This window comes from Bordetella genomosp. 13, from assembly GCF_002119665.1.
Classification (GTDB): domain Bacteria; phylum Pseudomonadota; class Gammaproteobacteria; order Burkholderiales; family Burkholderiaceae_B; genus Bordetella.
In genome coordinates this window covers 1,933,868-1,960,596 of record NZ_CP021111.1, presented here as the reverse complement: position 1 = coordinate 1,960,596, position 26,729 = coordinate 1,933,868, and the positions used below count along the sequence as shown (strand labels likewise).

Annotated in this window: 27 protein-coding genes and 1 pseudogene; 3 read left to right on the top strand and 25 right to left on the bottom strand. The window is 69.4% G+C overall.

The genetic code is table 11. The features are described 5' to 3' along the window. Positions 1-6 precede the first annotated feature (6 nt). The 9 genes from CAL15_RS08825 to CAL15_RS08785 form a co-directional block, all read right to left on the bottom strand. On the bottom strand, positions 7-810 hold the full coding sequence (locus tag CAL15_RS08825) for an ABC transporter ATP-binding protein (protein ID WP_086078244.1): 804 nt from the start codon (positions 808-810) through the stop codon (positions 7-9). After that, positions 807-1,919 carry an ABC transporter substrate-binding protein gene (locus CAL15_RS08820; protein ID WP_086078243.1) on the bottom strand — a complete coding sequence of 371 codons (1,113 nt, stop codon included), beginning with the start codon at positions 1,917-1,919 and terminating at the stop codon, positions 807-809. Before CAL15_RS08820 ends, CAL15_RS08825 begins: the two co-directional genes overlap by 4 nt. 223 nt (positions 1,920-2,142) lie before the next feature. Beyond that, positions 2,143-3,648, bottom strand: a complete 1,506-nt coding sequence (locus CAL15_RS08815) for a class I adenylate-forming enzyme family protein (RefSeq protein ID WP_086078242.1) — start codon at positions 3,646-3,648, stop codon at positions 2,143-2,145. 29 nt (positions 3,649-3,677) lie between these two features. Continuing rightward, positions 3,678-4,103 carry a PaaI family thioesterase gene (locus CAL15_RS08810; RefSeq protein WP_086078241.1) on the bottom strand — a complete coding sequence of 142 codons (426 nt, stop codon included), beginning with the start codon at positions 4,101-4,103 and terminating at the stop codon, positions 3,678-3,680. Positions 4,104-4,115: 12 nt separating this feature from the next. Next, positions 4,116-5,120, bottom strand: coding sequence for a zinc-binding dehydrogenase (locus tag CAL15_RS08805; protein ID WP_198299244.1), 1,005 nt, complete (start codon positions 5,118-5,120; stop codon positions 4,116-4,118). 34 nt (positions 5,121-5,154) lie between these two features. Then, positions 5,155-6,141 (bottom strand): ABC transporter substrate-binding protein, encoded by a 987-nt coding sequence (locus CAL15_RS08800; RefSeq protein ID WP_086078239.1) that lies wholly within the window; start codon positions 6,139-6,141, stop codon positions 5,155-5,157. Positions 6,142-6,158: 17 nt separating this feature from the next. Beyond that, a complete protein-coding gene (locus CAL15_RS08795) occupies positions 6,159-6,935 on the bottom strand; it encodes an ABC transporter permease (protein ID WP_086078238.1) in 777 nt (258 codons plus the stop codon). Next, the gene (locus tag CAL15_RS08790; RefSeq protein ID WP_232468160.1) at positions 6,932-7,729 is read right to left on the bottom strand and encodes an ABC transporter ATP-binding protein; all 798 of its coding nucleotides are present in this window, start codon (positions 7,727-7,729) and stop codon (positions 6,932-6,934) included. Before CAL15_RS08790 ends, CAL15_RS08795 begins: the two co-directional genes overlap by 4 nt. Continuing rightward, positions 7,726-8,463 carry a GntR family transcriptional regulator gene (locus CAL15_RS08785; protein WP_086078237.1) on the bottom strand — a complete coding sequence of 246 codons (738 nt, stop codon included), beginning with the start codon at positions 8,461-8,463 and terminating at the stop codon, positions 7,726-7,728. The genes CAL15_RS08790 and CAL15_RS08785 overlap by 4 nt, the downstream gene beginning before the upstream one ends. A gap of 398 nt (positions 8,464-8,861) precedes the next feature. On the opposite strand from CAL15_RS08785, the gene CAL15_RS08780 reads away from it, so the two are divergent. Further along, positions 8,862-10,055, top strand: a complete 1,194-nt coding sequence (locus tag CAL15_RS08780) for an acetyl-CoA C-acyltransferase (protein ID WP_086078236.1) — start codon at positions 8,862-8,864, stop codon at positions 10,053-10,055. 68 nt (positions 10,056-10,123) lie between these two features. On the opposite strand, the gene CAL15_RS08775 is transcribed toward CAL15_RS08780, so the two are convergent. The 4 genes from CAL15_RS08775 to CAL15_RS08760 all read right to left on the bottom strand — a co-directional run bounded on the left by CAL15_RS08775 (position 10,124) and on the right by CAL15_RS08760 (position 12,722). Next, positions 10,124-11,398, bottom strand: coding sequence for an RNA polymerase sigma factor (locus CAL15_RS08775; protein ID WP_086078235.1), 1,275 nt, complete (start codon positions 11,396-11,398; stop codon positions 10,124-10,126). Further along, a complete protein-coding gene (locus tag CAL15_RS08770) occupies positions 11,395-11,805 on the bottom strand; it encodes a VOC family protein (protein ID WP_086078234.1) in 411 nt (136 codons plus the stop codon). The genes CAL15_RS08775 and CAL15_RS08770 overlap by 4 nt, the downstream gene beginning before the upstream one ends. Before the next feature lie 61 nt (positions 11,806-11,866). Continuing rightward, entirely contained in the window at positions 11,867-12,256 is a 390-nt protein-coding gene (locus CAL15_RS08765; RefSeq protein WP_086081005.1) for a YciI family protein, read from the bottom strand. Between the two features lie 112 nt (positions 12,257-12,368). Then, positions 12,369-12,722 (bottom strand): YciI family protein, encoded by a 354-nt coding sequence (locus tag CAL15_RS08760; protein WP_086078233.1) that lies wholly within the window; start codon positions 12,720-12,722, stop codon positions 12,369-12,371. Positions 12,723-12,969: 247 nt separating this feature from the next. Here CAL15_RS08760 and CAL15_RS08755 point away from each other — a divergent pair, with 247 nt between their 5' ends. After that, positions 12,970-13,641, top strand: a complete 672-nt coding sequence (locus CAL15_RS08755; RefSeq protein WP_086078232.1) for an HD domain-containing protein — start codon at positions 12,970-12,972, stop codon at positions 13,639-13,641. Here CAL15_RS08755 and CAL15_RS08750 read toward each other — a convergent pair. Further along, a complete protein-coding gene (locus CAL15_RS08750; protein ID WP_086078231.1) occupies positions 13,638-14,807 on the bottom strand; it encodes an OmpA/MotB family protein in 1,170 nt (389 codons plus the stop codon). The genes CAL15_RS08755 and CAL15_RS08750 overlap by 4 nt on opposite strands. Continuing rightward, positions 14,804-15,706, bottom strand: coding sequence for a motility protein A (locus CAL15_RS08745; protein ID WP_086078230.1), 903 nt, complete (start codon positions 15,704-15,706; stop codon positions 14,804-14,806). The genes CAL15_RS08750 and CAL15_RS08745 overlap by 4 nt, the downstream gene beginning before the upstream one ends. A gap of 249 nt (positions 15,707-15,955) precedes the next feature. Between CAL15_RS08745 and CAL15_RS08740 the strand changes: the two are divergent. Continuing rightward, positions 15,956-16,759, top strand: a pseudogene (locus tag CAL15_RS08740) (NYN domain-containing protein); the annotation flags it as partial. A 245-nt stretch (positions 16,760-17,004) separates the two neighbouring features. Here the strand turns inward: CAL15_RS08740 and CAL15_RS08735 are convergent. The 10 genes from CAL15_RS08735 to CAL15_RS08690 all read right to left on the bottom strand — a co-directional run bounded on the left by CAL15_RS08735 (position 17,005) and on the right by CAL15_RS08690 (position 26,682). Beyond that, on the bottom strand, positions 17,005-17,205 hold the full coding sequence (locus CAL15_RS08735) for a DUF3008 family protein (protein ID WP_086078228.1): 201 nt from the start codon (positions 17,203-17,205) through the stop codon (positions 17,005-17,007). Positions 17,206-17,408: 203 nt separating this feature from the next. Continuing rightward, positions 17,409-18,140 (bottom strand): ABC transporter ATP-binding protein, encoded by a 732-nt coding sequence (locus tag CAL15_RS08730; RefSeq protein ID WP_086078227.1) that lies wholly within the window; start codon positions 18,138-18,140, stop codon positions 17,409-17,411. Continuing rightward, positions 18,137-18,886, bottom strand: coding sequence for an ABC transporter ATP-binding protein (locus tag CAL15_RS08725; RefSeq protein ID WP_086078226.1), 750 nt, complete (start codon positions 18,884-18,886; stop codon positions 18,137-18,139). Before CAL15_RS08725 ends, CAL15_RS08730 begins: the two co-directional genes overlap by 4 nt. Further along, positions 18,879-20,054 (bottom strand): branched-chain amino acid ABC transporter permease, encoded by a 1,176-nt coding sequence (locus tag CAL15_RS08720; RefSeq protein WP_086078225.1) that lies wholly within the window; start codon positions 20,052-20,054, stop codon positions 18,879-18,881. The genes CAL15_RS08725 and CAL15_RS08720 overlap by 8 nt, the downstream gene beginning before the upstream one ends. Before the next feature lie 4 nt (positions 20,055-20,058). Further along, positions 20,059-20,940 (bottom strand): branched-chain amino acid ABC transporter permease, encoded by an 882-nt coding sequence (locus CAL15_RS08715; RefSeq protein ID WP_086078224.1) that lies wholly within the window; start codon positions 20,938-20,940, stop codon positions 20,059-20,061. A gap of 12 nt (positions 20,941-20,952) precedes the next feature. Then, the gene (locus CAL15_RS08710; protein ID WP_086078223.1) at positions 20,953-22,113 is read right to left on the bottom strand and encodes an ABC transporter substrate-binding protein; all 1,161 of its coding nucleotides are present in this window, start codon (positions 22,111-22,113) and stop codon (positions 20,953-20,955) included. Positions 22,114-22,161: 48 nt separating this feature from the next. After that, complete coding sequence (locus CAL15_RS08705; protein ID WP_420042553.1) at positions 22,162-22,953, bottom strand: alpha/beta fold hydrolase; 792 nt, start codon at positions 22,951-22,953, stop codon at positions 22,162-22,164. Positions 22,954-22,988: 35 nt separating this feature from the next. Then, positions 22,989-24,548: a benzoate-CoA ligase family protein gene (locus CAL15_RS08700; RefSeq protein WP_086078221.1), complete on the bottom strand. Its 1,560-nt coding sequence runs from the start codon at positions 24,546-24,548 to the stop codon at positions 22,989-22,991. Between the two features lie 45 nt (positions 24,549-24,593). Next, a complete protein-coding gene (locus CAL15_RS08695; RefSeq protein WP_086081004.1) occupies positions 24,594-26,156 on the bottom strand; it encodes a 3,4-dehydroadipyl-CoA semialdehyde dehydrogenase in 1,563 nt (520 codons plus the stop codon). Positions 26,157-26,172: 16 nt separating this feature from the next. Then, positions 26,173-26,682, bottom strand: a complete 510-nt coding sequence (locus tag CAL15_RS08690; RefSeq protein WP_086078220.1) for a DUF4863 family protein — start codon at positions 26,680-26,682, stop codon at positions 26,173-26,175. Positions 26,683-26,729 lie beyond the last annotated feature (47 nt).

The following is a 26,729-nucleotide window of genomic DNA, read 5'->3' as shown; positions in this document are numbered from 1 at the left end:
TGCGCCTCAGTGCGCGAAATGTTGCCGCAGGTGGCGGCAGGCCTCGGTGAATTCGGGCGTGGCCATGGTGTCCAGCGTGCGCGGCCGAGGCAGGTCGATGCGGAAATCTTCCACGATGCGGCCGGGACGCGGGGACATGACCAGCACGCGATCCGACAGGAACACGGCCTCGGGGATGCTGTGGGTGATGAACATCACCGATTTCTGGTCGCGCATCCACACGCGCTGCAGTTCCAGCGACAGGTGCTCGCGCGTCAGGGCGTCGAGCGCCGAGAAGGGCTCGTCCATCAGCAGCAGGCGCGGGTCGCGCAGCAGCATGCGCGCCAGTCCCACGCGCTGCTGCATGCCGCCGGAGAGCTCGTTGGGATAGTTGTCGGCGAAGGCGGACAAGCCCATCAGGTCGAGCAGCGCGCGAGCGCGTTCGCGGGCCCGGCCGAGGTCCTGGCCCAGCGTTTCCGCGGGCACGATCACGTTGGCCAGCACGGTCTTCCAGGGCAGCAGGGTTGGCTTCTGGAAGGCGATGCCGATGTCGGGGCGCGGCCCGCGCACCGGCTCGCCGGTGATCTCCATGACGCCCGAGGTAGGCGCCAGCAGGCCGGCGGCGATCTTCAGCAGCGTCGACTTGCCGCAGCCCGACGGGCCCAGCAGGGTGACGAACTCGCCGGCGCCGATGCGCAGGTCCACGTCGCGCAGCGCCTCGATGGCGCCGCGGCGCGTGCGATAGACCAGTGACAGGCGCTGGGTGTCGAGCATGGCGGCTTCGCGCGCGGCGGGCGCCGCGTCCCCGGCCTGGACTGCTGCCTGCGTCATTTGGCCGCCTGCGCCTTGGCGCGCACGGCCGCGGCGTCGAAGCGCGAGAACTCCGGCACCAGCGCGTTGCTGAAGATGCGGTCGACGGGAATCTGCTCCGTGTTGAATTCGCCGGCCGCGTGCATGGCCTTCACGAAGTCCGCGATGACGGGCAGGTCGAACTGGCCCGGCACGCGCGGCTGGCCTTCAGGCGTGCGCAGCACCTTGGACATGCGCAGCCTGGCCAGCGCGACAGCCTGGTCCAGCTGCTGCGCGCTGTCGCCTTCCTTGGGCTTCGATTCGGGCTGCATGCGCCAGAACGCTTCCACGCACAGGCGCGGGTTGGCGTCGCAGGCCACCAGCGCCTTGGTGTAGGCGCGGCCGAAGCGGGCGAGCAGCTGGGGCTGGTCCTTCAGCGTGTCCTGGTGCGCGATGAAGCCGTTGCTGTTCATGCGGCGGAAAGTGCCGGGGTAGGGCAGGCGACGGATCTTGGTGCCGCTCTGCTCCAGCATGGCGTGCCAGATGCTGTTGTAGTTCAGCGCGTCGACCCGGCCCTGGCGCAGCGCCAGGAAGCCCGACCCAAGCACGCCGACGGCGACGATGTCCACGTCCTTGCCGGCGGTGAGTCCCTGGGTGCGCAGCAGCGCGCGGGTGCTGGGTATCGTGCCCCAGGTCAGCGCGCCCACGCCGATCTTCTTGCCCTTGAGGTCGGCGATGGTCTTGATGTCGCTCTCTTCCAGCACGGCCAGCTCGATTTCGTTGGCCGGCGTGGCGTTGTAGAAGTAGGTGACGGGCAGCGGCGTCTTGCCGGTCTCGTACGAACCCAGCACGGGTTCCGGCAACGGGAAGCCGACCGTGATCTTCCTGGATGCCACCTGCGGCAGCAGCGCGCCGGCGCCCTGGAACACGATGGTCTTGACGGAGATGTGCTCTTCGGCGAAGAAGCCCAGCTCGTTGCCCAGCGCATACACGCCGCCGCTGTCGGCGGTGAGCGGGATGGCCAGGCCGACGGTGACCTCGTCGACTTGCGTCGCGGCGGCCTGCGCGGCGGCGCCCGCGCCGCCCAGCAGCAGCGCCGCGCCCAGCGCGGCCACGCGGGCACGGCCGCGGGAATACAGGTGATGGAGCATGCTTGCCTCGATTCGGTAGGTATTCAGTGAAACTGCGTCGCGCGGCCGCCGGCCTGCCCGTCGCGGTGGCGCGCATCCGTCGCGCGGCCGACCGGCGATGATGCCCGCGCATCGCGCCATCGCCAAAGAACGGTTGCTTGTATGGGAAGGCGCGCCAGGCATATGCGGCGCCGGCACGCGTTGCGGCGCGCCGCGCCACGACGTGCCCAGGCGGCCGCCACGTTCATCCGGCGCGGTCCTGCGCGCCCATCAGCGCCTGCGCCTCGGCCTGCAGCACTTTGCGGTCCAGCTTGTTGGTGGAGGCCAGCGGCAGCGCGTCGACGATCCAGACGCGGCGCGGATGCTGGTAGGCGGCGGCGTTGGCCAGGGTGTACTGGCGGATCTCGTCTTCGGTCAGCACGGCGCCGGCGCGCGGCACGACGAAGGCCACGGGCTTGGTGCCCTTGATGTCGTCGGGCACGGGCACCACGCAGGCCTGCTGCACGCCCGGATGGGTCTCGATGATCTTCTCGACCTCGCCGGGATAGATGTTCTCGCCGCCGCTGACGAACATGTCGTCGCGCCGGCCCACGAAATAATAAAAGCCGTCGGCGTCGCGGCGGAACACGTCGCCGGTGACGTAGTAGCCATCGGGCGTGAAGGGCTCGGCGAGGTCGGGCCGCTGGTGGTATCCCAGCATCAGGCCCGGACTGCGCAGCTCCAGCATGCCCTGGTCGGGCCCGTCGGCGGGGCCGCGCGACAGCCGCACCGAAACCTCGGGGTGCGGATAGCCCACCGACATGGGCGGCGTGGGCAGGCCCTGCGGGTGGGGGCCGAACACCACCGGACCGCCTTCGGTGGTGCCGTAGGCATTGATGACGCGCGCATTGGGCAGCATGGCGTGGATCTGCGCCAGCAGGCTGGCGCTGACCGGCGCCGAGCCCATGCGTATCACGCGCACCGAGGACAGGTCCGTCTGCGCCAGCAGGTCGCGCTCGCGCAGCATCATGGCGATCATGGGCGGCACGGCGGTCAGCCAGGTGCAGCGGTAGCGCTCGATGCAACGGATGTAGGCCGGCGCGGTGAACTGCGGCAGCAGCACCGTGGTGGCATGGCTGGCCACCGACAGGAACACCAGCGCCAGGGCGTTCATGTGGTACAGCGGGGCGGCGATCAGCGCGCGCTCGTCGTCCAGCGGAGTGGCCTGGCGGCGCATCTGCACCGTCCAAAGGTGGCTGGCGTGCGACAGGCGCACGCCCTTGGGCTTGCCGGTGGAGCCCGAGGTGTACAGCATCAGCGCCACGTCGTCGGGCGCGGGCTGATGCGGGTCTTCCGCGCCGGGCCGCAGGAATTCGAGGAACGCGTCGCCGTCCAGCGGCACGGCGTCCAGGCCCGCGGGAACGCTGTCCCGGCGCGGGGCGTCGTACAGCACCAGGCGCGCCCCGCTGTCGGCCAGCACGTAGGCGATGGTGGCAGCCGGAAACTTGAAGTTGACCGGCACCGCCGTGAGGCCGGCGCGCATGATGCCCATCACCGAGGCGACGTAGCGCACCGAGTTGGCGGCCAGCAGCGCGATGCGCGTGCCGCGCGGATAGCCGGCCAGCGCCTGCGCCACGCCCTGGGCCATCGCGTCCAGTTCGGCGTAGGTGCAGCGGGTCTCGTTCAGTTCGGCGTCCACGCCGATCAGCGCGACCCGCTGCGGGTCGGCCGACCGGTCGATCAGGTCGCCCAGGTTCGGGATGCTCATCATGGGTACGGCCTCGTGCTGTATGCGCCGCCTCAGGCCTTGGGCGTGGCGGTGGAGTAGGCGCCGCGGCCGCTGGCGACCAGCTTGCCGTCGGCGTCGAACACCTGGGCCTCGGCCACCGAGATCTGCGACCCGAACTTGACGACCTTGCCGCGGGCGGTCAGGTCGCCGGGCGCGGCGGCGCGGTGGTAGTCGACGCGCAGGTCGATGGTCGGCACGCCGCGCCCGGTGTACGACACCAGCGCCCAGTCGGCCGTCAGGTCGACCAGCGCGGCCAGAATGCCGCCGTGCGTGTAGCGCTTGTCGGGATTCACGACCCATTCTTCGCGCCACTTGGCGCGCAGCTCGATCTCGCCTTCGGCCACGGACAGCACTTCGATGCCCAGCCACTGGTGATAGGGGCCGCGCGTCAGGCGGGCCTGGATGTCTTCTTTGGTGGGGACGGTGTTTTCGCTCATGGGATGCTCCCCTCAAGGATTGACGATGACTTTGCCCAGCACTTCGCGGTCGCGGATCAGCGCCAGGCCCTCGGCGGCCTGCTCCAGGGGCACGGCGCGGTCGATCAGCGGGTCGACGGTGCCGTCGGCCACCATGTCCAGCAGGGCCTTCAGGTTGTCGTCGTAGAAGCTGTTGGAGCCGCGGATGTTCAGTTCGAAACTCCACACGTAGCGCAGGTCCTCCTTGGGATCGTGGCCGGCCGTGGCGCCGCACACCAGCAGGGTGCCGCCGCGCTTCAGGCACTTCAGCGAGGGCACCCAGGTGTCGCCGCCGGTGAAGTTGATGACCACGTCCACGCCGCCCTCGTGGGTGCGGCGCTGCGGCTTGCCGTACTGGGCGATCGCCCACTTCGAGAAGTCGGTGTCGCGGTAGTTGATGACGTGGTCGGCGCCCAGTTCCTTCAGGCGCTGCGCCTTGGCATCGCTGCCCGCGCAGGCGATCACCTCGGCGCCCAGCAGCTTGGCCAGGATGACGCAGGCCGTGCCTACGCCGCCGCTGGCGCCCAGGATCAGCACGCGGTCGCCTTTTTTCACGGTGTTGTGGGTGATCAGCATGCGGTGTGCCGTGCCATAGGCGACGGGCAGCGCGGCGGCGTCGTCGAAGCTGACCTTCTCGGGCATGGCGATCAGCTGCTCGGCCGACACGAGGCAGTATTCGGCCATGCCGCCGTCCAGCATCTCGCCCATCAGGCCCTTGGAGCGGTTCAGGGGGTTGACCAGCACGCGGTCGCCCACGTTCCAGCCGGTGACGCCCGCGCCGACCTCGGCGATCTCGCCGGCCATGTCCAGGCCGATGACCACGGGCAGCGGCACCTTGATGCCGGGCATGCCCTGCACGGTGAACACGTCGTGGTAGTTGAACGACGACGCGCGCACGCGGATGACCACGTGGCCTTCGGTGACCGCAGGCACGGGCTTGTCGGTGACGACCTTCAGCTGGTCCAGGCCGCCGTGCTGATCCAGGACCAGCGCTTTCATCGTCTTGCTCATGGGGATTCCTTGTATGAGGGAGTCATTTGATGGATTTGGATTGCTGCCAGGGACCCGCGACGAACAGGTCTTCAGACAGCGCGCCCTTGATCAGGCCGCTTTCGGCGAACACCTGGTGCTGGCGCTTGAGGGTCTCGATGTCGGCCGGCTCGAACGAGATGCGGTACATGTCGTTCCACAGTCCGGCATACACCTTGGCGTCGTTCTCGGGCAGGTTGGCCGACTTCTGCAGGATGCCGACCACTTCGGTCTCATGGCCCTGCGCCCAGCCCAGCGCGTTGCGCAGCCCGGCGATGACGCGCGCCACCACCTCGGGATGCTTCTGCACGAACTCGGTACGCACCGCCCCGATGCCGATGTAGGGCACCGAGTCGGACTTGGTCAGGCGGCGCCATTCGTCGGCGAACGAGCCCAGCTTCGTCACCTTCAGCTCGTCGAGCTGTGCCACGGTGACCGAGCGCAGCGCGGCCGCGTCCACCTGCTTCTGCGCGAGGAACTGCGCCAGGCGCGATTCGTTGCCGCCCACCAGCGAGAAGTCGCCGGCCTTGATGTTGTGATTGCCGGCCAGCACGGCGCCGGCGATGACGGCCACCGAGCTGCCGGCGGGCGACATGCCGACCTTCTTGCCGCGCAGTTCGTCCAGCGACTTGATGGGCGAGCCTTGCGGCACCACGAACTGCACGTCGGCCGGCTGGGTGGCGGCGAAGATCTTGATGGGCACGCCTTCGGCGGCGCTGCTGAACACGCCGGCGGCCGGCGCGCCATAGGCCAGGTCGATGGAGTTCGAGGCCAGCGCGCGCAGCGGCGCGTTGACGTCGGGGAAGCGCACGAACTCGACGTCCAGGTCCTGCTGCTTGAGGAACTCGGTGGCCTCCAGCACGGCGCCGTAGCCCAGGCTGACGCCGCTGCTCCAGTAACCGATGCGCACCTTGTCGGCGGCGTGCGCGGCGCCGCCGGCGACGGCGGAGAGGGCGACCAGCGCCACGGAGAGGGTTTTCTTCCATTGCATGGTGGGGACTCCCGATGTCAAAGAGGTTTCCAGCGGAACAGGCGGCGTTCCAGGGGCTTGAGCACGCCGCTTTCCAGCAGCAGCATCAATACGATCAGCAGCAGGGTCCAGGCGAACACCTGGTCCGTCTGCACCAGGTCGGCGGCCTGCCGCAGGCGATAGCCGATGCCATCGGACGACCCCAGCGTCTCCGCCACCAGCGACACGCGCCAGCCGAAGCCGAACGCAAGCCGCGCGCCCGAGAAGAAGTAGGGCAGGATGCTGGGCAGGTAGATCTTGCGCAGCACCTGCGCGCGGCCCATGCGGAAGCTGCGCGCCAGCTCGACGTGCTGGCGATCCACATTCTGGGCGCCTTGCCACACGTTGGTGAGGATCAACGGCATGGCGGTCATGAACACCACGAACACCGTGGTGGCATTGGAGATGCCGAACCAGATGATGGCGAACACGGCCCAGATGGCCGACGACACGGTGTTCATCACGGCCAGCAGCGGCTCGAAGAACCGCGCCAGCGCGCGGCTGGAGCCGAGCGCCAGACCGAGCGGCGTGCCCACCAGCGCGGCCAGGATGAAGCCAGTGACCACGCGCGACATGGTCACGCCGATGTCGTGCAGGAAGGTGTCGGTGCGGGTAAGCGCCAGCAGGGCGTTCAGCACGCGCTCGGGGCCGGGCAGCACGAAGGCCGGCATGCGCTGCGCGGCCAGGTACCAGATCGCGACGAAAATGGCGGCCAGCGCGATGCGCTGCGCGACGAGCAGGCCGATGCGGGCGGCGGGATGGGTCGCGACAGTCATTGCTGCACCTTCATGCGCAGCTGCCGCGTCTGCTCCGCCACGTCGCGGTCGGTGGGCACGCGGGGCCGCGCCAGGGGAACCGGAACGACCTCGCGCACGCGTCCCGGCCGCGGCGCCAGCAGCACGATGCGATCGGCCAGCACGACGGCCTCTTCGACGTCGTGCGTGACGAACAGCACGGTGGTGCCTTTCTGCGCCTGGATGCGCATCAGTTCTTCATGCATCTGCGAGCGAGTGTGCGGATCGAGCTTCGAGAAGGGCTCGTCCATCAGCAGGATGTCGGGTTCGATGACCAGGCTGCGCGCCAGCGCCACGCGGCTGCGCATGCCGCCCGACAGCTGGTGCGGCCAGGAGCGCGAGAAGCCGGCCAGGCCCACCATCTCGAGCGCGGCTTCGGCACGGCGGCGGCGTTCGGCGCCCGGCACGCCCTGCGCCTCGAGTCCCAGCGACACGTTGTCGCGCACGCTGCGCCATGGCAGCAGGCGGTCTTCCTGGAACAGGTAGGCCATGCGGTGCCAGTCGCGGAAGCGTTCGGCGGGCTCGCCGGCGATCTCGAGCGCGCCGCTGTCGTACGGCATCAGGCCCGAGATGATGTTGAGCAGCGTGCTCTTGCCGCAGCCGGACGCGCCCAGCAGGGCCACGACCTCGCCCTGGCCGACGGTGAAGGAGATGTCGCGCAGCGCCTGCAGGTTGCCGAAGTGCTTCGAGACGTTGTCGACGCGCAGCATGGCCGGACCGGCGCCGGGAACGGCGGCGGGCGGTGCGGCCTTCGCATGGACGGCTAGAGTGTTCATCGCCAGCTTCCTGGACCGTTGACGGGGATCGCCGCGCCGGTCTCTGCCAGGCTGGCGTACAGTTTTTCCAGGGTCATGGCCTGGAATGTCTCGATATGGCGGCGCGCGATCGTCTCGGCGCGCTTGCCATCTCCCTCCGCCAACGCGTCTATCAGCGCGTTGTGGTCATGCTTGATCTCGGGCTTGGTCTTCTGCACGCCGAAGCCCAGCGCCACCAGGCGCGACATCTCGTCCAGCAGCAGCGCCAGCGTGCGATGCAGGCGGACATTGCCGCTGGCCGCGGCGATGGCCAGGTGAAAGGCCTTGTTCGCGTCCATGAAGGCGTCGATCTGCTCGGTGAGCTGCAGCACCGGATGCTGCACGCGGCAGGCCGCTTCGAGTTCGCGCAGCCGGGCGATGTCGGCGCGGCCGGCGGCCAGGCGCGCCGCCAGCGGCTCGAGCTGCACGCGCAGCGTGAACACTTCTTCGACGTCGCGCAGCAGGATGGGGGCGATCTGGTAGCCCTTGCGCGGCCGCGACCGCACGAAGCCTTCCTGCGCCAGGCGCGTCAGCGCGATGCGGCAACTGGTCTTGCGTATGGCGTAGCGCGCCATGAGCTCGGGTTCGGTGACGAACGCGCCCGGCGGAAGCCGGCACGACAGCACGTCGCGACGGATGCGCACATAGGCGTCGTCGCCGAAGCTCAGGGCCGGCGTGACGTCGGCGGTCGATGCGGAAGATTGAATATCTGACATCCTGGTGGGGCTTTCTCATCGCTGCGTTGAGCGGCTCACAGAAGCGATGAAGTGCGCTTACACCTGGACGATTCTAGGTTTGCACCCGGCCGATGCGAACGAAGAAAAAGCGCTATGCATATATCGCGCAGGAGGGGTTTGAGGGGTCTGGTGAGCTGCTTAGCTAGGCCGCCTACAAGGCGCGCCGCACCGTCATGGACATTGCACCGCGCCGGGGCGAAGCACGATCACGGCGGTTTTGCGGGCTTGCCAGCCATGACGGCCGAAATTATCATGATGAACATAATTTATTTTCGGGCATCGAGCATTTAACGTGCCCGGCGCGCTCGCGCATGGTGCGGGCATGGCCGCGCACCAGGGCAGGGCGCACTTCCGCGTTCCTCATCAATGGAGTTCGCATGAGCACTGAAGACCCCGTCGTGATCGTTTCCGCGGCCCGTACGCCGCTGGGTCGCTTCCAGGGCGCGTTGGCGCCGTTGTCCGCGCCGGCGCTCGGCGCGCACGCCATACGCGCGGCCCTCGAGCGCGCAGGGCTCGACCCGGCCCGCGTGGACGAAGGATTCATGGGCTGCGTGCTGCCGGCGGGCACGGGTCAGGCCCCTGCGCGGCAGGCCATGCGCGCGGCGGGCCTGCCGGATGCCGCCGGAGCCACCACGGTCAACAAGGTGTGCGGATCGGGCATGAAGGCCGTGATGCTGGCCCACGACCTGTTGCGCGCGGGCTCGGCCGACGTGGTGCTGGCCGGCGGCATGGAGTCGATGAGCAATGCTCCGTACCTGCTGGCCAAGGCCCGCGGCGGCTATCGCTATGGCCACGACAGGCTGTACGACCATGCCGCGCTGGACGGCCTCGAGGACGCCTACGAGGCCGGACGCCCGATGGGCGACTTCGGCGAGGCCGCGGCCCAGGCCTATGGGTTCGGCCGCGCCGAGCAGGACGCCTACGCCATCGAGACGCTGCGGCGTGCCCGCGCGGCCATCGAGAACGGCGCCTTCGCCGACGAGATCGTCGCGGTGCCGGTGCCCGGCAAGGGCGGCGACACACCGGTGGCGCAGGACGAGATCCCTTTGCGCGTGTCGCCCGACAGAATCCCCGCGCTCAAGCCTGCCTTCCGGGACGACGGCACCATCACGGCCGCCAGCGCATCGGCCAATGCGGACGGCGCGGCCGCGTTGTTGCTGACGCGGCGGTCGCTGGCCCTGCGAGACGGCTTGCCGGTACTGGCCGAGATTCGCGCCCATGCGACCCACAGCCAGCAGCCGGCCTGGTATACCACCGCGCCCATCCCCGCGATCCGCAAGGTGCTGGACCGCGCGGGCTGGCGCGTGGCCGACGTGGACCTGTTCGAAATCAACGAGGCCTTCGCCGTGGTGGCCATGGCCGCGGCGCGCGACCTGGAGATAGCGGCCGACCGCCTGAACGTGCACGGCGGCGCATGCGCGCTGGGACATCCCATCGGCGCCACCGGGGCTAGGCTGATCGTGACCTTGCTGCACGCGCTGCGGCAGCGTGGGCTGCGCAGGGGCGTTGCGGCGCTGTGCATCGGCGGCGGCGAGGCCACGGCCGTCGCGCTGGAAATGGCGCGGGCTTAGGAAGGCCGCCACCCGCCGAGCACGCCGCGAGGCCGGGCGGCGCGCCCTTTGCATGCGTGGGCATGGAGCTACTGCAGCATCTGCCTGGCGCGTTGCTGCAGCAGTTCCTGTTCGCTGCTGTTGTGGGTCATCGATGCGGCGCGCAGGAATTCGGCGCGCGCCTCTTCGTGGCGCCCCAGCTTGGCCAGCAGGTCGGCGCGCACGCTGGGCAGCCAGTGATAGTTGGCCAGCGCCGCGTTGCCCGCGAGCGTATCGACGCAGTCCAGACCGGCCTGCGGACCATAGGCCATGCCCACCGCGACCGCGCGATTCAGTTCCACGACGGGAGACGGCGCGACCTGCGCCAGCGCGTCGTACAGGCCGACGATCTGCGCCCAGTCGGTATCCGCGGCGGTGGCGGCGCGCGCATGGCAGGCCGCCAGCGCGGCCTGCAGCGCATAGGGGCCGCGCGCGCCGCCCAGCGACTCGGCCCGGGCCAGCGCTTCCAGGCCGCGCCGTATCAACAGGCGATCCCAGCGGCCGCGGTCCTGGTCCATCAGCAATACCGGTTGCCCGCGCGCGTCGCTGCGGGCGTTCAGCCGCGAAGCCTGTATCTCCATCAAGGCGCACAGGCCATGCACTTCGCTTTCCTGCGGCGCCAGCCCCGCCAGTACCCGGCCCAGGCGCAGGGCTTCCGTGCACAGCGCGGGACGGGTCCAGTCGTCCCCCGCGGTCGCGGAGTAGCCTTCGTTGAAGATGAGATAGATCACCTCCAGCACGGAAGCCAGGCGGGCGCCGCGCTCGTCGGCGCGGGGCACTTCGAACGGCACGCGGGCGGCCGACAGGGTGCGCTTGGCGCGCACGATGCGTTGCGCGATGGTGGGCTCGGGCACCAGATAGGCGCGCGCGATCTCCGTGGTGGACAGGCCCCCCAGCACGCGCAGCGTCAGCGCCACGCGCGCGTCGGCCGACAGCACGGGATGGCAGGCGGTGAAGACCAGGCGCAGCAGGTCGTCGCCGATGTCATCCTGCCGCGCCGCGTCCAGCGCATCGACGAAATCCGGCTCGACGTGTTCGCTGCGCGATTCCATTTCCTGGCCCAGTTCCTCGTGCTTGCGCGCGTGCAGGGTCTGCTGGCGCAGCAGGTCGCGCGCGCGGTTCTTGGCGGTGGTCATCAGCCAGGCTCCGGGATTGTCCGGCACGCCGCTGGCGGGCCAATGCTCCAGCGCCGCCAGCAGCGCGTCCTGCGCCAGTTCTTCGGCCAGGCCGACGTCGCGCACCAGGCGCGCGACGCCCGCGATCACGCGGGCGGCCTCGATGCGCCAGACCGCTTCGATGGCGCGATGCGCCGCCTCTTGCGTCATTGCTCGCCGCCCATGGCGCCAGGCTCCATGTAGAACACTTCCCACGCATGGCCGTCCAGGTCGTCGAAGCCGTGCTGGAACATGAAGCCGTGGTCCTGCGCCGCGCGCGGCGCACTGCCGCCGGCGGCCAGCGCCTTGGCCACCATCTGTTCGACTTCCGCCCGGCTGTCGCAGTTCAGCGCGATCAGCACTTCGGTGGCCTGCCTGGCGTCGGCGACGGGCTTGCTGCAGAAACCCTGGAAGTAATCTCGCACCAGCAGCATGACGTGGATGTTCTCGCCCACGATCATGCAGGTGGCCTTGTGGTCGGTGAACTGGGGATTGAAACTGAAACCCAGTGCCGTGAAGAAAGCCACGGACTTGTCCAGGTCGGCCACGGGCAGGTTGACGAAGATTTGCTTGGGCATGATGGTCTCGCTTGCGTTCAGGGTAGGGGTGTGGGCTATACGGGTGGCAATCGTTTCAGGCTTATCGGTCGATGGACGAGCCGGGCGCCAGGTCTTCCATTTCGAAGACGCGGCGGACCTCGATGGCGCATCGGCTGCCCGCGCTGCGCGGGTTGGGATATCGCTTGCTCCACTCCAGCGCTTCCTCGCGCGTGCGCACCTGGATGAGGGTGTAGCCGGCGATGAGCTCGTGGGTCTCGGCGAACGGGCCGTCCGTCACGGTTCGGCGGTCGTCGGCGCCGTACTCGATGCGCCAGCCGTGGCGGGTGGCGCGCAGGCCATTGAAGTCGAGCAGCACGCCGGCGCTGGCCAGCTCGGCGTGGTAGGCGCGCATGGCCGACATCATGGATGGGTCGGGCGGCGCCTCGGCCTCGCTTTCGGGGCTGGCCTTGACGATGATCATGTATCGCATGTCGATCTCCCTGGATTCGGACATGCCGCAAAATCGCGGCGTTCGTGTACACGACGAACGGCGCGGCGTCGGATCGACAGGACTTTCGCCGACCCTGGGGAAAACCCTTGAGCTACTCGAAGCAGGGGCCCAGCTTGCGGACCTCGACCGTGCACCATTGAGCGGCGGGGCAATCCCGGGCAATGGCGATGGCTTCCTCGTAGGTGACGTCCTGCAGCAGGAAGAAGCCGCCGATCATTTCCTTGGCCTCGGCATAGGGACCGTCCAGCAGCGTGGTGCGTCCGCCGCGGGCTTGCACGCGCACGCTGTCCGAGGTGGACGCCAGCGACCGGGCATCCACCAGCTTGCCGCGCGCCTCTAGGCTCTGGGCGTAGTCGACCATGGCGGCATAGGCTTCGCGGCCTTGCTCGGGCGTGCGTTCGGCGCGCTGGCCAACGGGTTCCACGATAAGCAGCATGTATGACATAGGGCCTCCACCCTCGATATCCGTCGACCGGCCGGCGTGCCGGCTCAAGCGGCGGTTTTACGCCGTGGCGGGGGCGGCGCGCAAGAGGCGTTTACGCCGTGGGGTGGGGCGTTTGCGACAATGCAGGATTCAGTCCCATAGGTCCGCCGAAGGCTGGCGTGCGGCGCCAGACGCCTGTATATTTGTACAGTACTTCTTTTATCCGAGCCTGGCCGGCCCCGCCCCGACGGGCGTTACTTCGATTCCCATGCAAGCTTCCTCTTCCGACTGGACGTCCCGATTCATCGCCATTGCCACGGCGCAGGCCGACGGCGACGGCGCGCACGACCTGAACCATCTGCATCGCGTCTGGCGCGTGGCCGCGGCGCTGCTGGCCGAATATCCCCAGGCCGACAGGCTGGTGGTGCAGGCCGCCTGCTATCTGCACGACCTGGTCAACCTACCCAAGAACCATCCCGAACGCACGCAGGCCTCCCGCATGGCCGCCGAACTGGCGGCACGCATGCTGGCCGAGGCGGACTTCCCGGCCGATCGCCTGCCGGGCGTTTGCCATGCGATCGAAGCGCACAGTTTTTCGGCCGGCATCGCCCCGCGCACCATCGAAGCTCGCATCGTGCAGGACGCCGACCGCCTGGATGCGCTGGGCGCCGTCGGCCTGGCGCGGCTGTTCTATACCGCCGGGCGCATGGGTTCGGCGTTCGCGCATCCGTCGGATCCGCTGGGGCACACGCGCGAACTGGACGACCAACGCTATGCGCTGGACCACATCGAACGCAAGCTGGCCGGCCTGCCGGCCTCCATGCAGACCGAGGCCGCTCGCCGGCTGGGCCAGCAGCGGCTGGAATGGCTGCGTGGTTTCAGGGATACCTTCGTGGCCGAATGGGGGCAGTCAGCGCCGGCCCAGGGAATGGCGGATTAGCGCTGTTCGACTGTGCGGCTGGCTTGGGGCGCGGCGGGCGCCGATGTTGAAGTGCTCGATGCCGGATCGCCGGACGGGGAGCTGGCCCCTGTCGGGATGGTGGATGCAGAAGCAGCTGCTGCAGAGTTGGTCGATGCAGTCCCGGCCGGTGCTGCGCCACCGATGGCCGTGGTCTGGCTCGCAGCCGGCGCAGCGGCCAATGGCGCGGCGCGAGAATGGGCCGCGCCGGCCCCGGCTTTCGCCGCCGGCGTGCGCGGCGCCTCATCCGCGGGTTTCGGCGTGATGCGCATGATCAGTTCCACGCGCCGGTTGGCGGCGCGGCCCTGTGCGGTGTCATTGGGCATCAGGGGCTGGGTGTCGGCGTAGCCCACCGCGCGCAGCCGGCTGCCGTCCACGCCGTCACGAACCAGTTCGCGCAGCACGCTGGTGGCGCGGCTGGTGGACAGTTCCCAGTTCGACGGGAACTGGCGCGTCTGGATGGGCACGTTGTCGCTGTGGCCTTCGATCGACAAGGGATGGCCGCTGCGGTTGATCACCTCGGCCAGCTTCTTGATCAGGCCCAGGCCCGTGGGGCTGAGCGCGGCCTGGCCGGACGGAAACAGCAGTTCGGTGCTGATGCGGAAACTGACCGACTGGCTGTTGACCAGCACCTGGATGGAATCCCCCAGGTCGCCCAGGCCCAACTCGTCCAGCGTAGGCGGAGGTGCAGGCGCCGGTACGGTGTGCTGGGCGTCGACGGCGGTCGGCGCGGATGCGCCGATCGTTTTCATGGCCAGCGGCGCGGCAGCCGCGGGGTCCGGCAGATGCGCCCAGGCCGCCGGGATCGTCGGCAGGTCCTCCAGGCGCGCGTAGTCGCCCTGGTAGGCGGGCAGCCCGCTCTTGGCCACCGAGCCCACCAGCGCCACCGGTTTGTCGTCCGCGGCATGCCAGCCGTACACGCGCGTGACGCCCAGCATGACGACCAGCATGGCCAGCAGCAGCGTCAGCAGGTCCAGGTAGGTGACGAGCCAGTTGTCGGGTTCGTGGTCGACCACTTCGGGAACGTGCCAACGCGCGAAGCGGTCGCCGTTCTGGCGATTCGCGCGCGCCAGCGGCGACGACCGCCGCCGCTCGGCCTGGCGCCGTTCCTCGATCAGGTCGGCCAGGGTCGGCCGTGCCGCACTCATTGCCGTGCCGCCGCCTTGATGGGGGCCGGCGCGACGCCCGGACCCTGCGCCGCTGGCACTGCCGCCGGGCGGCCGGGCGCCGCGCTGCCGCGAGCCCGGCGCGCGGCCGGCTTGGGCTCGGCGACGCCGCCGTCATAGACCTCGTCCTCGATGTGCAGCATGAACGAATTGAGCGTCTCGCGCACCACGGCCGGACCGCGCCGCTCGCACATCATCGAGATGCCCTGCAGCACCATGTTCAGCAGCGTGACGCGGCGTTCGGTGCGTCGCTCGAGCTTGACGGCCACGGGCTTGCAGACCAGGTTGGCGATCAGCAGGCCGTAGAACGTGGTCATCAGCGCCACCGCCAGGTGCTTGGCGATGGCGTCCATGGCGCCGTCGCCCAGCACGGACATCAGGTTGATCAGGCCGACCAGCGTGCCCAGCATGCCGAAGGCGGGGGCGAAGCTGGCCATGGTGCGGAACATCTGCGCCTCGGCCTGTTCGCGCGCGCGCATGCGGGCGATGCGCCATTGCAGCAGTTCGATGATCTGTTCTTCGGGCGTGTTGTCGATGATGAGCTGCACGCCGGTGCGCAGGAAGGGATTGGAGACCTTCTTCAGGGCCTCTTCGACCTTGCGCACGTCGTTGTTCATCCACAGCTGCGCCATGGCCACGAGTTCATCGATGTCGCGCTGGGTGTCGACGCGGTCGTTGCGGAACACGGTGCGCAGCAGGTGCGGAATGCGGCGCACCTCGGCCAGCGGGTAGCTGATGAAGAGGGCGGCGGCGGTGCCGCCGAGCACGATGGCCAGGCCGGGCAGGTTCAGGTAGGCCAGGGAGTCGATGGCGGAGGACGCGATCACCAGGATCAGCGTGACCACGCCGAGCAGCAGGCCGATGAGAGTGGAGAGATTCATGAATTCAGGCCCCGGAAAGGAAGGGGAGCTCGGGAACTGGGGCAGGCATGATGCGCTGCGCCGGCAAGACGCCCCGGCCGGAGGATTCTAGCCACGGAGGCACGCGGCCAATCGGCCGAAAAAGGCCCAAATCCGCGGGCTTGCCGATGGCTAGCCGTACCATCTTCAGGGCTTACCCGGACGTGCCGGCCGTGGGGTCGTGCGATCATGATGGCTCTGTGATCCGACCCCATCAATCTGGAGCAGCCTATGGCGGTCCTCAACGAAAACGTCAACATGGCGGTGTTCTGCGACTTCGAGAACGTCGCGCTGGGCGTGCGCGACGCCAATTACCCGCGCCTGGACATACGGCTGGTGCTGGAAAGGCTGCTGCTCAAGGGCAGCATCGTGGTCAAGAAGGCCTATTGCAACTGGGACCGGTACAAGGAATTCAAGGACGGCATGCACGAGGCCAATTTCGAGATGATCGAGATCCCGCACGTGAGGCAGTCGGGCAAGAACTCGGCGGATATCCGCCTCGTCGTGGATGCGCTGGACCTGTGCTACACGAAGGCCCACGTCGATACCTTCGTGATCGTCAGCGGCGACTCCGACTTCTCGCCCCTGGTGTCCAAGCTGCGCGAGAACGCCAAGCGCGTGATCGGGGTGGGGGTGAAGCGCTCGACCTCGGATCTGCTGGTGTCCAACTGCGACGAGTTCATTTTCTACGACGACCTGGAGCGCGAGCGGCGACGCGCCAGCGAAATGCGCGCGGCCGCCATGCCGGCGGCCGTTCCGGCGCCCGCGAGCACGCCGCCGCAGCCCGTGGACGAGGCCGAGAAGCGCATGCGCGAAGCCCTGGAGATGGTGGTGCAGACGCTGGACGCCCTGGGGTCCGAAGCGGGCGACGGCCAGCGCGTGTGGGCGTCGACGCTGAAAAGTGCGATCAAGCGCCGCAAGCCGGATTTCGCCGAGTCGTACTACGGCTTCAAGGCCTTCGGCCAGTTGCTCGAAGAGGCGCAGGCGCGCGGCTTGATCACTGTGGGCAGGGACGAGAAATCGGGCACTTATGTGGGGCGGCCAAGCGCGCCCGACCCGGCGCCCGAGCCGGCTCGCCCGGGGCGCACGCGATCCGGCCGGGGAAGCGGGCGCAAGGCGGCCGCCAAGGTGGCCGGCCGCGTGGCGGCGAAAATGGCGGAAGAGGTGGCGTCAAAGGCCGCCAGGCGCAAGGCGACGGAGGAGAATGCTGCAACGTCCAAGCCGGCGCGGACTAGACGGGCTCGCAAGACCGCGCCGGCAGCGGACGAGTGAAGCATGCATCAGTGATGCGTGGTTGACGAACTCTTGTGGCGCGGCTTGCCGCTGCGGGGCGTCGAGGCCATCTTCTTCAGTTCCGTCTGATCCATGGACTTGTACATGGACTTCGACGCGCCTTTCAGTTCACTGGGCTTGGTGTCGCCGCGCTTGGCGGACAGGGCCGCACCGGCGGCCATCTGCTGGGCTTTGGACTTGGCTGGCATGGAGCACCTCCTTGACAGGGTTGTCGCCGGCCTGCGCGCGCCAGACGGGAAGCCGGCAGCCGCGCAGGCATGACCCATCCTATCAAGCGGGCCCGGGCCTGAATGCAACCTGCGGTTGCCGGATGAAAACCCGCTGTGCCGCGCACGGGCACGGGGGCCGCGATGTCGACAGGCGTTACATAAAAACCGACGGATCGGCTTTCCTACACACCCAGATATCGCGCCAGCTGCGCCGGCTGTGCGGCGAACGCGGCGCTGTCGCCGCTTTCCACCAGCTCGCCTTTCTCCATGACCACGCAGCGATCCGTATGGGCCAGCACCGCGCGAAAATTGCGGTCGACGATCAGCGTGGACATACCGGTGGCGCGTATGCGGCCGACGATGTTCCAGATCTCGGCCACGATCAGCGGCGCCAGGCCCTCGGTGGCCTCGTCCAGCACCAGCAGCTCGGGGTTGGTCATCAAGGCTCGTCCGATGGCCAGCATCTGCTGTTCGCCGCCCGACAGCTGCTGGCCGCCATGGCCGATGCGCTCGCGCAGCCGCGGAAAGGTCTCGAGTACCCGTTCGTAGGTCCAGTCGGGCCGTTGGCCGCGTCCGGGCCGGGCGGCCACCAGCAGGTTCTCGCGCACGCTCAGGTTGGGGAAGATGCCGCGCCCCTCGGGCACGTATGCGATGCCCAGCCGAGCGATGGCATGCGGCGCCGCGCGCGTACAGTCGCGGCCACTCACGCTGACGCTGCCGCGCGCGGGCCGCACCAGGCCCAGCAGGGTGCGGATCAGCGTGGTCTTGCCCATGCCGTTGCGGCCGACCAGCCCGATGGATTCGCCCGGGGCCACGTCGAGGTCGACGCCGCGCAGCACGTGGCTGGCGCCGTAGTACGTGTGCAGGCCGCGCGCCTGCACCAGGCCCGCGCGCGACGCGATGGGCGCCGTCATTGGTGTTCTCCCAGGTAGGCGGTCTGCACCGCGGGGTTGGCACGGATGGCGGCCGGGTCTCCGCTGGCGATGGCGCAGCCGTTGACCATCACGGTGATGGTCTCGGCCACGCGGAACACGGCGTCCATGTCGTGCTCGACCAGCAGGATGGCGTGGTCCCGCTTCAGCGACTGCAGAAGTTCGAGGATGCGGTCCGTCTCCTCCGGCCCCATGCCGGCCAGCGGCTCGTCCAGCAGCAGCACGTCGGGCTGCCCGGCCAGGCACATCGCGATCTCCAGCTGGCGCTTGCGGCCGTGCGGCAATTGCCCCGCCGGACGGTGGGCGTCGGGCTGCAGGCCGGTGCTTTCGATGGCCTGGCGCGCCAGCCCGGTACTGTGCGCGCAGTCGACGGCGCTCCGCCACCAATGCCAGAAGCGCTGGCGGCCGGCCTGCGCGGCCAGGCGGCAGTTCTCGTGCACGCTCAGTTCGGGAAAGATCGTCGAGCGCTGGTAGGTGCGGCCCAGGCCCGCGCGGGCGCGGCGCGGCTGTGGCCATGCGGTGACGTCATGCGGGCCCAGGCGCACGGTGCCGCCGCTGGGCGGCAGCTCGCCGGAAAGAATGTTGATGAGGGTGGACTTGCCGGCGCCGTTGGTGCCGATGACGGCGTGCACGGCGCCGCGCGCCAGTTCGAGCGACACGCCGTCCACGGCCACCAGCCCGCCGAAGCGGCGCGAGATACCTTGCGCGGCGAGCATGACTTCAGCCATGGGGACCTCCGGAGGTGATGAGCGCGGCGGCGCGGTCGCGGACCGGGGCGCCTGCAGGCCCCCTGACAGCGGTGCCTGTGGATGCGGCCGTCGCGCCGGCAGGCGCGGAAGAGGCGGCAGGCGCAGCGGCGCCCGCCGCGCCGCCGCCGGGCGGTGCGCCGTCCGGAGTAACAGGCGCTGCGCCGGCATCGCCGCCGCGCCGGGCGGCCATGCCGCGCAGTCGGTCCGGCAGGGCGATCAGGCCATCGGGCAGCAACGCCACCAGCGCGATGATGGACAGGCCCAGCGACAGGTGCCAGTGCGTGGCGAAGTCGCCGAACACGGCCTCGGACTGGAACAGTTCCTGCAGCAGCACCAGCCCCACGGCGCCCAGCACCGCGCCGCCGGGCCGGCGCAGGCCGCCCAGGATCACCATCAGCAACGCCATGCCCGACTGTTCCCAGGCCAGCAGTTCGGGCGTGACGAAACCGTCCTTCAACGCATACAGGAAGCCGGCCAGTCCGGCCAGCATGCCTGCCGCCACGTAGGCCGTCAGCTTGTACGGATACGTGTCGTAGCCGGCCGCGCGCATGCGCTGCTCGCTGATGCGGATGCCGGCCAGCGCCGCGCCGAACGGCGAGCGCCGCAACAGCCCCAGGAACAGCCAGCCCAGCGCCAGGCATGCCAGCGCGAACAGATAGAACACCGTGTCGTCGCCCAGGTCGAACAGCAGGCCGCCGGCCATCGCGGCCTCGGGACGGAAGTACAGGTAGATGCCGTCGCTGCCGCCGCCGATCCTGGTGTCGTGGAACACGTAATAGGCCATCTGGGAAAAGGCCAGCGTGACCATGATGAAGTAGATGCCGCGAGTGCGCAGCGCCAGCGCGCCGGTGAGCAGCGCATACAGGCCCGCCGCGCCCAGCGCCGCGGGCAGCAGCCACCACAGCAGCGCGGGCCCGCCGTCGGGCGTCAGCAATGCCGCGGTGTAGGCGCCGATGCCGAAGAACGCGGCGTGTCCCAGGCTGACCAGCCCGGCCCCGCCCACCAGCAGTTGCAGGCTGAGCGCGAACAGCGCGTAGATCATGATCTTCAGCGCCAGCCCGGCGGCATAGCCGCCCGCCAGCCAGGGCAGGGCGCCGAGCGCCAGCAGGGCGAGCACGGGTAGCAGTAGCGGTACGGCCTTGCGCATGGAATCAGCCTTGTTTGAACAGCCCTTCGGGCTTGCACAGCAGGATGCCGGCCATCAGTACGTACACCAGCACGCCGGCGGCGGCCGGGAACAGCACCTGGCCGAAGGTCTCGACCAGGCCCACCAGCATGGCGGCCAGGAAGGCGCCGCGGATGGAGCCGATGCCGCCGATCACCACCACCACGAAGCACACGATCAGCACGCCGTGCCCCATGCCGGGGTACACGGAGGACACCGGCGCCGCGATGGCCCCGGCCAGCGCCGCCAGCGCCACGCCGGCCGCGAACACCAGCCGGTACAGCCGGTTGATGTCGATGCCCAGCGAGCCGATCATCTCGCGGTTGCTGGCGCCCGCGCGCACCATCATGCCCAGGCGTGTGCGCGTGATCACCAGGTACAGCAGCAGCCCGATGCCCAGCCCCACCGCCGAGATGAACAGCCGGTAGACGGGGTAGGTCATCACCTCGCCCAGCGAGATGGAACCCTGCAGCCAGGCCGGCACCGGCACGCCGTGCACGTCGTTGCCCACCAGGATGCTGCGCAGCTCTTCGAAAACCAGGATCAGCCCGTACGTCATCAGCACCTGCTGCAAGTGGTCCCGCCGGTACAGGTAGCTGAAGAACGCGGCCTCGAGCAGGTAGCCCAGCAGTGCGGCGGCCGCCACGCATACCAGCAGCGTGACGAAGAAGCCGCCGCCCAGCAGGCGATCGACCCACGGCCCCAGCGCGAACGCCATGTAGGCGCCGATCATGTAGAAGCTGCCATGGGCCAGGTTGATGATGCCCATGATGCCGAAGATCAGCGTCAGTCCGCTGGCCACCAGGAACAGCAGCAGGCCGTACTGCAGGGCATTCAGGCACTGGATGAGGAAGACGCCGGGATCCATCGCCGCTCCGGATTACAGGCGGCAGCCGCGTGCCGGGTCGGCCAGCTTGCGCACGGCCACTTCCTGCACCACGTTGTCCAGGCCGGCGACCTTGCGCAGGTAGATGTCCTGCACCGGATTGCCGGCCGGCGACAGCGTGAACTGTCCGCGCGGGCTGTCGATGGTGGCAGAGCGCATGGCCTTGCGGAAGTCGTCCTTCCGGCCGATGTCGCCCTTCACGGCCGCCAGGCCGGCCTGCATCATCTGCGCGGCGTCATAGCCCTGCACCGCGTACACGTCGGGCGCGATGGTGTGGGCCTTGGTGTAGGCGGCGCGGAAGGCGTTGTCGCGCGGGGTGTTCAGGCCGTCGGCATAGTGCAGCGTGGTCAGCAGGCCCTGCGCCGAATCGCCCTGCGCTTTCAGGGTGCCGTCGGTCAGGAAGCCCGAGCCGTACAGCGGAATGGTCTTGCCCAGGCCGGCCGCGTGATAGTCCTGCACGAACTTGACGGCCCCGCCGCCCGCGAAGAAGGCGAACACCATGTCGGGCTTGGCCGCGGCGATCTCGGTCAGCAGCGACTGGAACTCGACGTTGGGGAACGGCACGGACAACTGCTTCTGCACCTTGCCGCCCGCCTTCTCGAAGCCTTCCTGGAAACCGTTGACGGCCTCGTCGCCCGCCGCGTACTTCCAGGTGACCGTGATGGCGGTCTTGTGGCCCTTGGCCGCGGCCACGGGGCCCATGGCGAAGGCGGGCTGCCAGTTAGTGAACGAGGTGCGGAAGATGCCGGCGCCGCACATGGGGCCGGTGATGGCGTCGGCGCCTGCGTTGGGCACGATCAGCGTGGTGTTGCTGTCCTTCGCGGCCTTGGCCAGCGCCATCGCCACGCCGGAGTGCACGGTGCCGATCAGCACGTCGACCTGGTCGCGCTTGATCAGCCGGTTGGCGTTCTCGGAAGCCTTGGCGGGATTGGACTCGTCGTCCACCTTGAAGTATTCGATCTCCCTGCCGCCCAGCTTGCCTCCCTGTTCGGCCACGTACAGCCGGAACCCGTTCTCGATGGCGGTGCCCAGCGCGGCATACGTGCCGCTGTACGGCAGCATGAAGCCTACCTTGATCTTGTCCTGGGCCGATGCGCCGGCCGCGAGGCAGAGCAGGGCGCCGGCCGTGGCGCCGCGTAAAAAGGCATGTTGCATGACGTTGTCTCCTGGTTTTTTGTGTGTGTGGCGGTGTGGCCTCCGGCGCTAGCCGGGTCGTGCAAGACCGTGGACGAAGTCGGCCACGGCGCGGATGACGATGTCGGGCTGGTCCCGGTGCGGCGAATGACGGCAGTCCGGTATCTCGAACAGGCGGGTCTGGGGCGCGCGCCGGCGGATGCCGCGGATCTGTTCCAGCGTGCCGTACTCGTCGTCCACGCCCTGCAGCGCCAGCACCGGGCAGCGGATGCCGTCCAGGTACTCCTCTATGTTCCAGCGGCGGAAGTCCGGATTCAGCCAGATGTCGTTCCAGCCCCAGAAGGCCGAGTCGGGGTCGGCGTGGTGGCGGCCCAGCCGGGCCGGCAGGTCGGTGCTGCGGTACTGGGTGCGGGCGGTCTCGATGTGCGCCACCGTGACGTCCTCGACGAAGATGTGGGGCGCGGCCACCACGATGCCGCCCACGGCGTCCGGGTACATGGACGCGTACAGCAGCGCGATGGAGCCGCCGTCGCTGTGGCCATACAGCAGCGGCGGTTCGCGCCGGGCATCGACGCCCAGCGCCGCCAGGAACGCCGGCAGTACGTCGCGCGCCTGTTCGTGCATGAAGTCCACCGGCCATTTCTCGTCGGCCGGGCGCGGCGTGGATTGTCCATAGCCATAGCGCGAATAGACCAGGCCGCGGCACCCCGCCGCGGCACAGGCCTGGTCGGGCCAGTCGCGCCACATGGACACCGAGCCCAGCCCCTCGTGCAGAAACACCATGAGCGGCGCGTCGCGCCGGTCGGGCGCGATCCAGCGGTACTCCAGCCGCAGCGCGCGGGCCGGCGTGTCGAATTCGATCCAGGCGGTGGGGGACGCCGAGGCGGCGGCTTGGGTCACAGCGTGGCCTCTTCGAGCTGCCGCAGGCGGAACCGCTGGATCTTGCCCGTGGCGGTCTTGGGCAGTTCTTCGGTGAAGTTGATCTGGCGCGGATACTTGAAGGGAGCCAGGTGCTGCTTCACGTACTGCTGCAGCGCCGCGCCCGTGTTGTCGTCCGGCTGGAAGCCCGGCCGCAGCACCACGTAGGCCTTGGTCTTGACCAGGCCGTCGTGGTCGGGCACGCCGATGACGGCGGCCTCGAGCACGGCCTCGTGCTGGATGAGCACGTTCTCGACCTCGACCGGCGAGACGTACTGTCCGCTGACCTTGATCATGTCGTCGCTGCGGCCCGCGTACGTGTAGTAGCCGTCGGCGTCGCAGATGTACTTGTCGCCGCTTTTCAGCCAGTCGCCCAGGAAGCACTGGCGGGTCTTGTCGCGGTTGTTCCAGTACATCAGCGCGGTGCTGGGGCCCTTGATGTACAGGTCGCCGATGGCGCCGGGCGGCACGGGCTGCCCCGCGTCGTCGCGCAGCTGCACTTCGTAGCCGGGCACGGGCTTGCCGGTGGTGCCGTAGCGCAGGTCGCCGCTGCGGTTGGACAGGAAGATGTGCAGCATCTCGGTGGAGCCGATGCCGTCGAGGATCTCGCAGCCGAAATGCCGCGTGAAGCGGTCGCCGATGTCGCGCGGCAGCGCCTCGCCGGCGGAGGCACAGACGCGCAGCGCCACTTGGTCGCGAGACGGCAGGTCGGGCGCGGCCAGCATGCCCGCGTACAGCGTGGGCACGCCGTAGAAGATGGTGGGACGATGCGTGACCAGGCGCTTGAACACCGCCTGCGGCGTGGGCCGTTCGCCCATCAGCACCGTGGTGGCGCCCACCGACAGCGGAAAGGTAAGTCCGTTGCCCAGGCCATACGCGAAGAACAGCTTGGCGGCCGAGAACACCACGTCGTCCTCGCGGATGCCGAGCACGGGCTTGGCATACAGCTCGGCGGTATGCCACAGGTTGCCGTGCGTGTGCACCACGCCCTTGGGCTTGCCGGTGGAGCCGGACGAATACAGCCAGAACGCGATTTCATCGGCCAACGTGCGCACGGCCGGCACGGTGGGCGCGGCCGACAGCAGCGTGTCGAAGTCGTGTACGTTCGGCGCCAGCGTGCCCCCGGGCTGCGACACCACGATGTGCTCGAGGTCGCCCGCGCCTTGCGCCATTGCGGCCTGCAGCACCGGCAGCAAGGGGCCCGACACGAGCGCGGCGCGCGAGCGGCTGTGCTGCAGGATATAGGCGTAGTCGTCGGGCGTGAGCAGCGTGTTCACCGCCACCGGCACCACGCCGGCGTGCAGCGCGCCCAGGAAGGCCACGGGCCAGTCCACCGTGTCGTGCATCAGCAGCAGCACCCGTTCCTCGCGGCGCAGGCCCAGGCCGCGCAGCAGGCCGGCGCAGCGCGCCACGCGCTCGGCCAGTTCGCCGTAGGTGAGGCGGCGCTGGTCGTCGATATAGGCCGTCTTGGCCGCCCGCGCGGCATTCAGCGCGGCCAGGTGGCTGGCGAAATTCAGTTCGGCGGGGCAGTGGTTCATGCTTGTCTCCGGTTCTTGTGTGGGTGCGGGCCGTGCGCCGCGGCTTCAGTCCGTGCGCGGCGAGACATCCAGCGCGCGCAGCCGCCCGGGCGCGCCCTGTACCGCGCAACGCCGGTGATAGAAGCCCAGCGCCCGCAGCCCGCCCAGCTCTTCGCCGCCGCCGGCGCGGCCGGGCCCGCCATGCATGGACTGCGGCATCACGTTGCCATGGCCGGTATGCGCGCGCGCCGCTTCGGGGCTGACCAGATGCACGCGGCCGTGGCTGTCGGCCAGTTCGGCGGCGGTGCGGGCCAGGAAACCCGTGTCATCGCTGTAGGCCGATACCACCAGCGAGCCCTGGCCGCGCCTGGCCATGTCCCAGGCGTGATCGACATCGCGATAGGGCAGCAGCGTGGCCACGGGCCCGAAGACCTCGGTGTGGTGCGCGGAGGGATGGGCGTCGGGGTCGGGCGCGCCCAGCAGCCACGGCGCCATGCAGGTGGCCACCGCCGGATCGGCGTCGACCAGCGCGACGCTGCCGCCGTCGAACAGCACGTCGCTGTCGGCGCGCAGGCCAGCCAGGCCGGCCTGCACGGCGTCGAACTGCGCGCGGCTGACCAGCGCGCCCATGCGCACGGATTCATTGCGGGGATTGCCCACGGTGACCTCTTCCAGCCTGGCCGCGATGGCCTCGGCGGTGGCCTGGTAGTGGGCGCTCGGCACCATGATGCGGCGGATGGCCGTGCATTTCTGGCCCGACTTCACGGTGATTTCGCGGACGGCCTCTCGCACCAGGCTGTCGAAGGCGGGAGCGCCGGGGGCGGCATCGGGGCCGAGGATGGCGCTGTTGACGCTGTCGGTTTCGGCATTGAGCCGCACGCCGTCATGCGCCAGGCGCGGATGCGCGCGCAGCCGGGCAGCGGTGTCGGCCGATCCCGTGAAGGACAGCAGGTCCAGTGGATGCAGCGCGTCGAGCAGTCCGTCGGCGCCGCCGCAAACGACGCTGAGCGCGCCGGGCGGCAGCACGTCGGCCGCAATGGCGTCGCGCACCATCTCGTGCGCCAGCCACGCGGTGGCGGTGGCCGGCTTCAGCACGATGGGCACGCCGGACAGCAGCGCGGGGGCGGCTTTTTCCCACAGCCCCCAGGCCGGGAAGTTGAAGGCGTTGATCAGCAGGGCCAGTCCGCGCACCGGCGCCAGCACGTGCTGCGAGGCATAGGCGTCGTTCTTGGCCAGTGCTGCCTGCTCGCCGTCCAGGCGCAGCGCCCCGCCTTCCAGCGTCGCGCCCAGCCTGGCGTAGTAGCCCAGGGTGTACAGGGCCCCGTCGATGTCCACGGCGGAGTCGTTGCGTACGGTGCCCGAATTGCGCAGGGCGATGTCGTAGTACTTGTCGCGGTGGGTCTGCAGCGCCTCGGCCAGCCGCGCCAGCATCGCCGCGCGCCCCGCGTAGCCCAACGCTCGCAGTGCCGCGCCGCCGTGGCGGCGGGCATGATCGAAGCCGGCGGCGAGGTCTAGTCCGGCGCTGCTGGCCCGCGCCAGCGCTTCGCCGGTGACGGGATCGCGCAAGGTGGCGCCCGCGCCCTGGCCGTCCAGCCAGCGGCCGCCCAGGTAGTTGGATAGCGTATGCAGGGACAAGGCGGCCTCTCTAGTGGCGGGTGAACTCGATGGCGCCCTGCGGCAGCAGGTACAGCACCAGGGCGCGCCCCTGGGTGACGGTGGGGCGATGCGCCGAGCCGGGCCCATAGACCAGCCACCCGGCGCCCCGGCCGTCGAAGCGCGCGGCCGCGTCCAGCGGCATGATCAGGTCGATCTCGCCGTTCGGATGGGAGTGGTGGGGGCCGGCCAGGTCGTCCATGTCGACCACGTCGACCGAGAAGCCGGCCAGGTCGTCGGCCGGCTTGATGACGCGGCCGTAGCGGACGCCGCCGCCTTCGCGCTCGCACATCCAGCCGGCTTCGATGGCGCTTCGACAGGCGAGAAAGATGTCCTGGTATTGCGCGCTGCCCGGCCCAAAATCCTGGTTCAGCCGCGCTTGCAGCCGGGCGTCCAGCGGCGCGCCGGCAATGCGATCGGTGACCTGCCGGATCAGCGCGCGGAACTGTTCCGGCGTGCTGGCGGGTTGGCCTGCGTCGGGGTGGGTGCCGGGCTGGCTCATTGCTTGTCTCCTTTACACTGTGCGCGGGCGGTTGCGGCATGAATTCC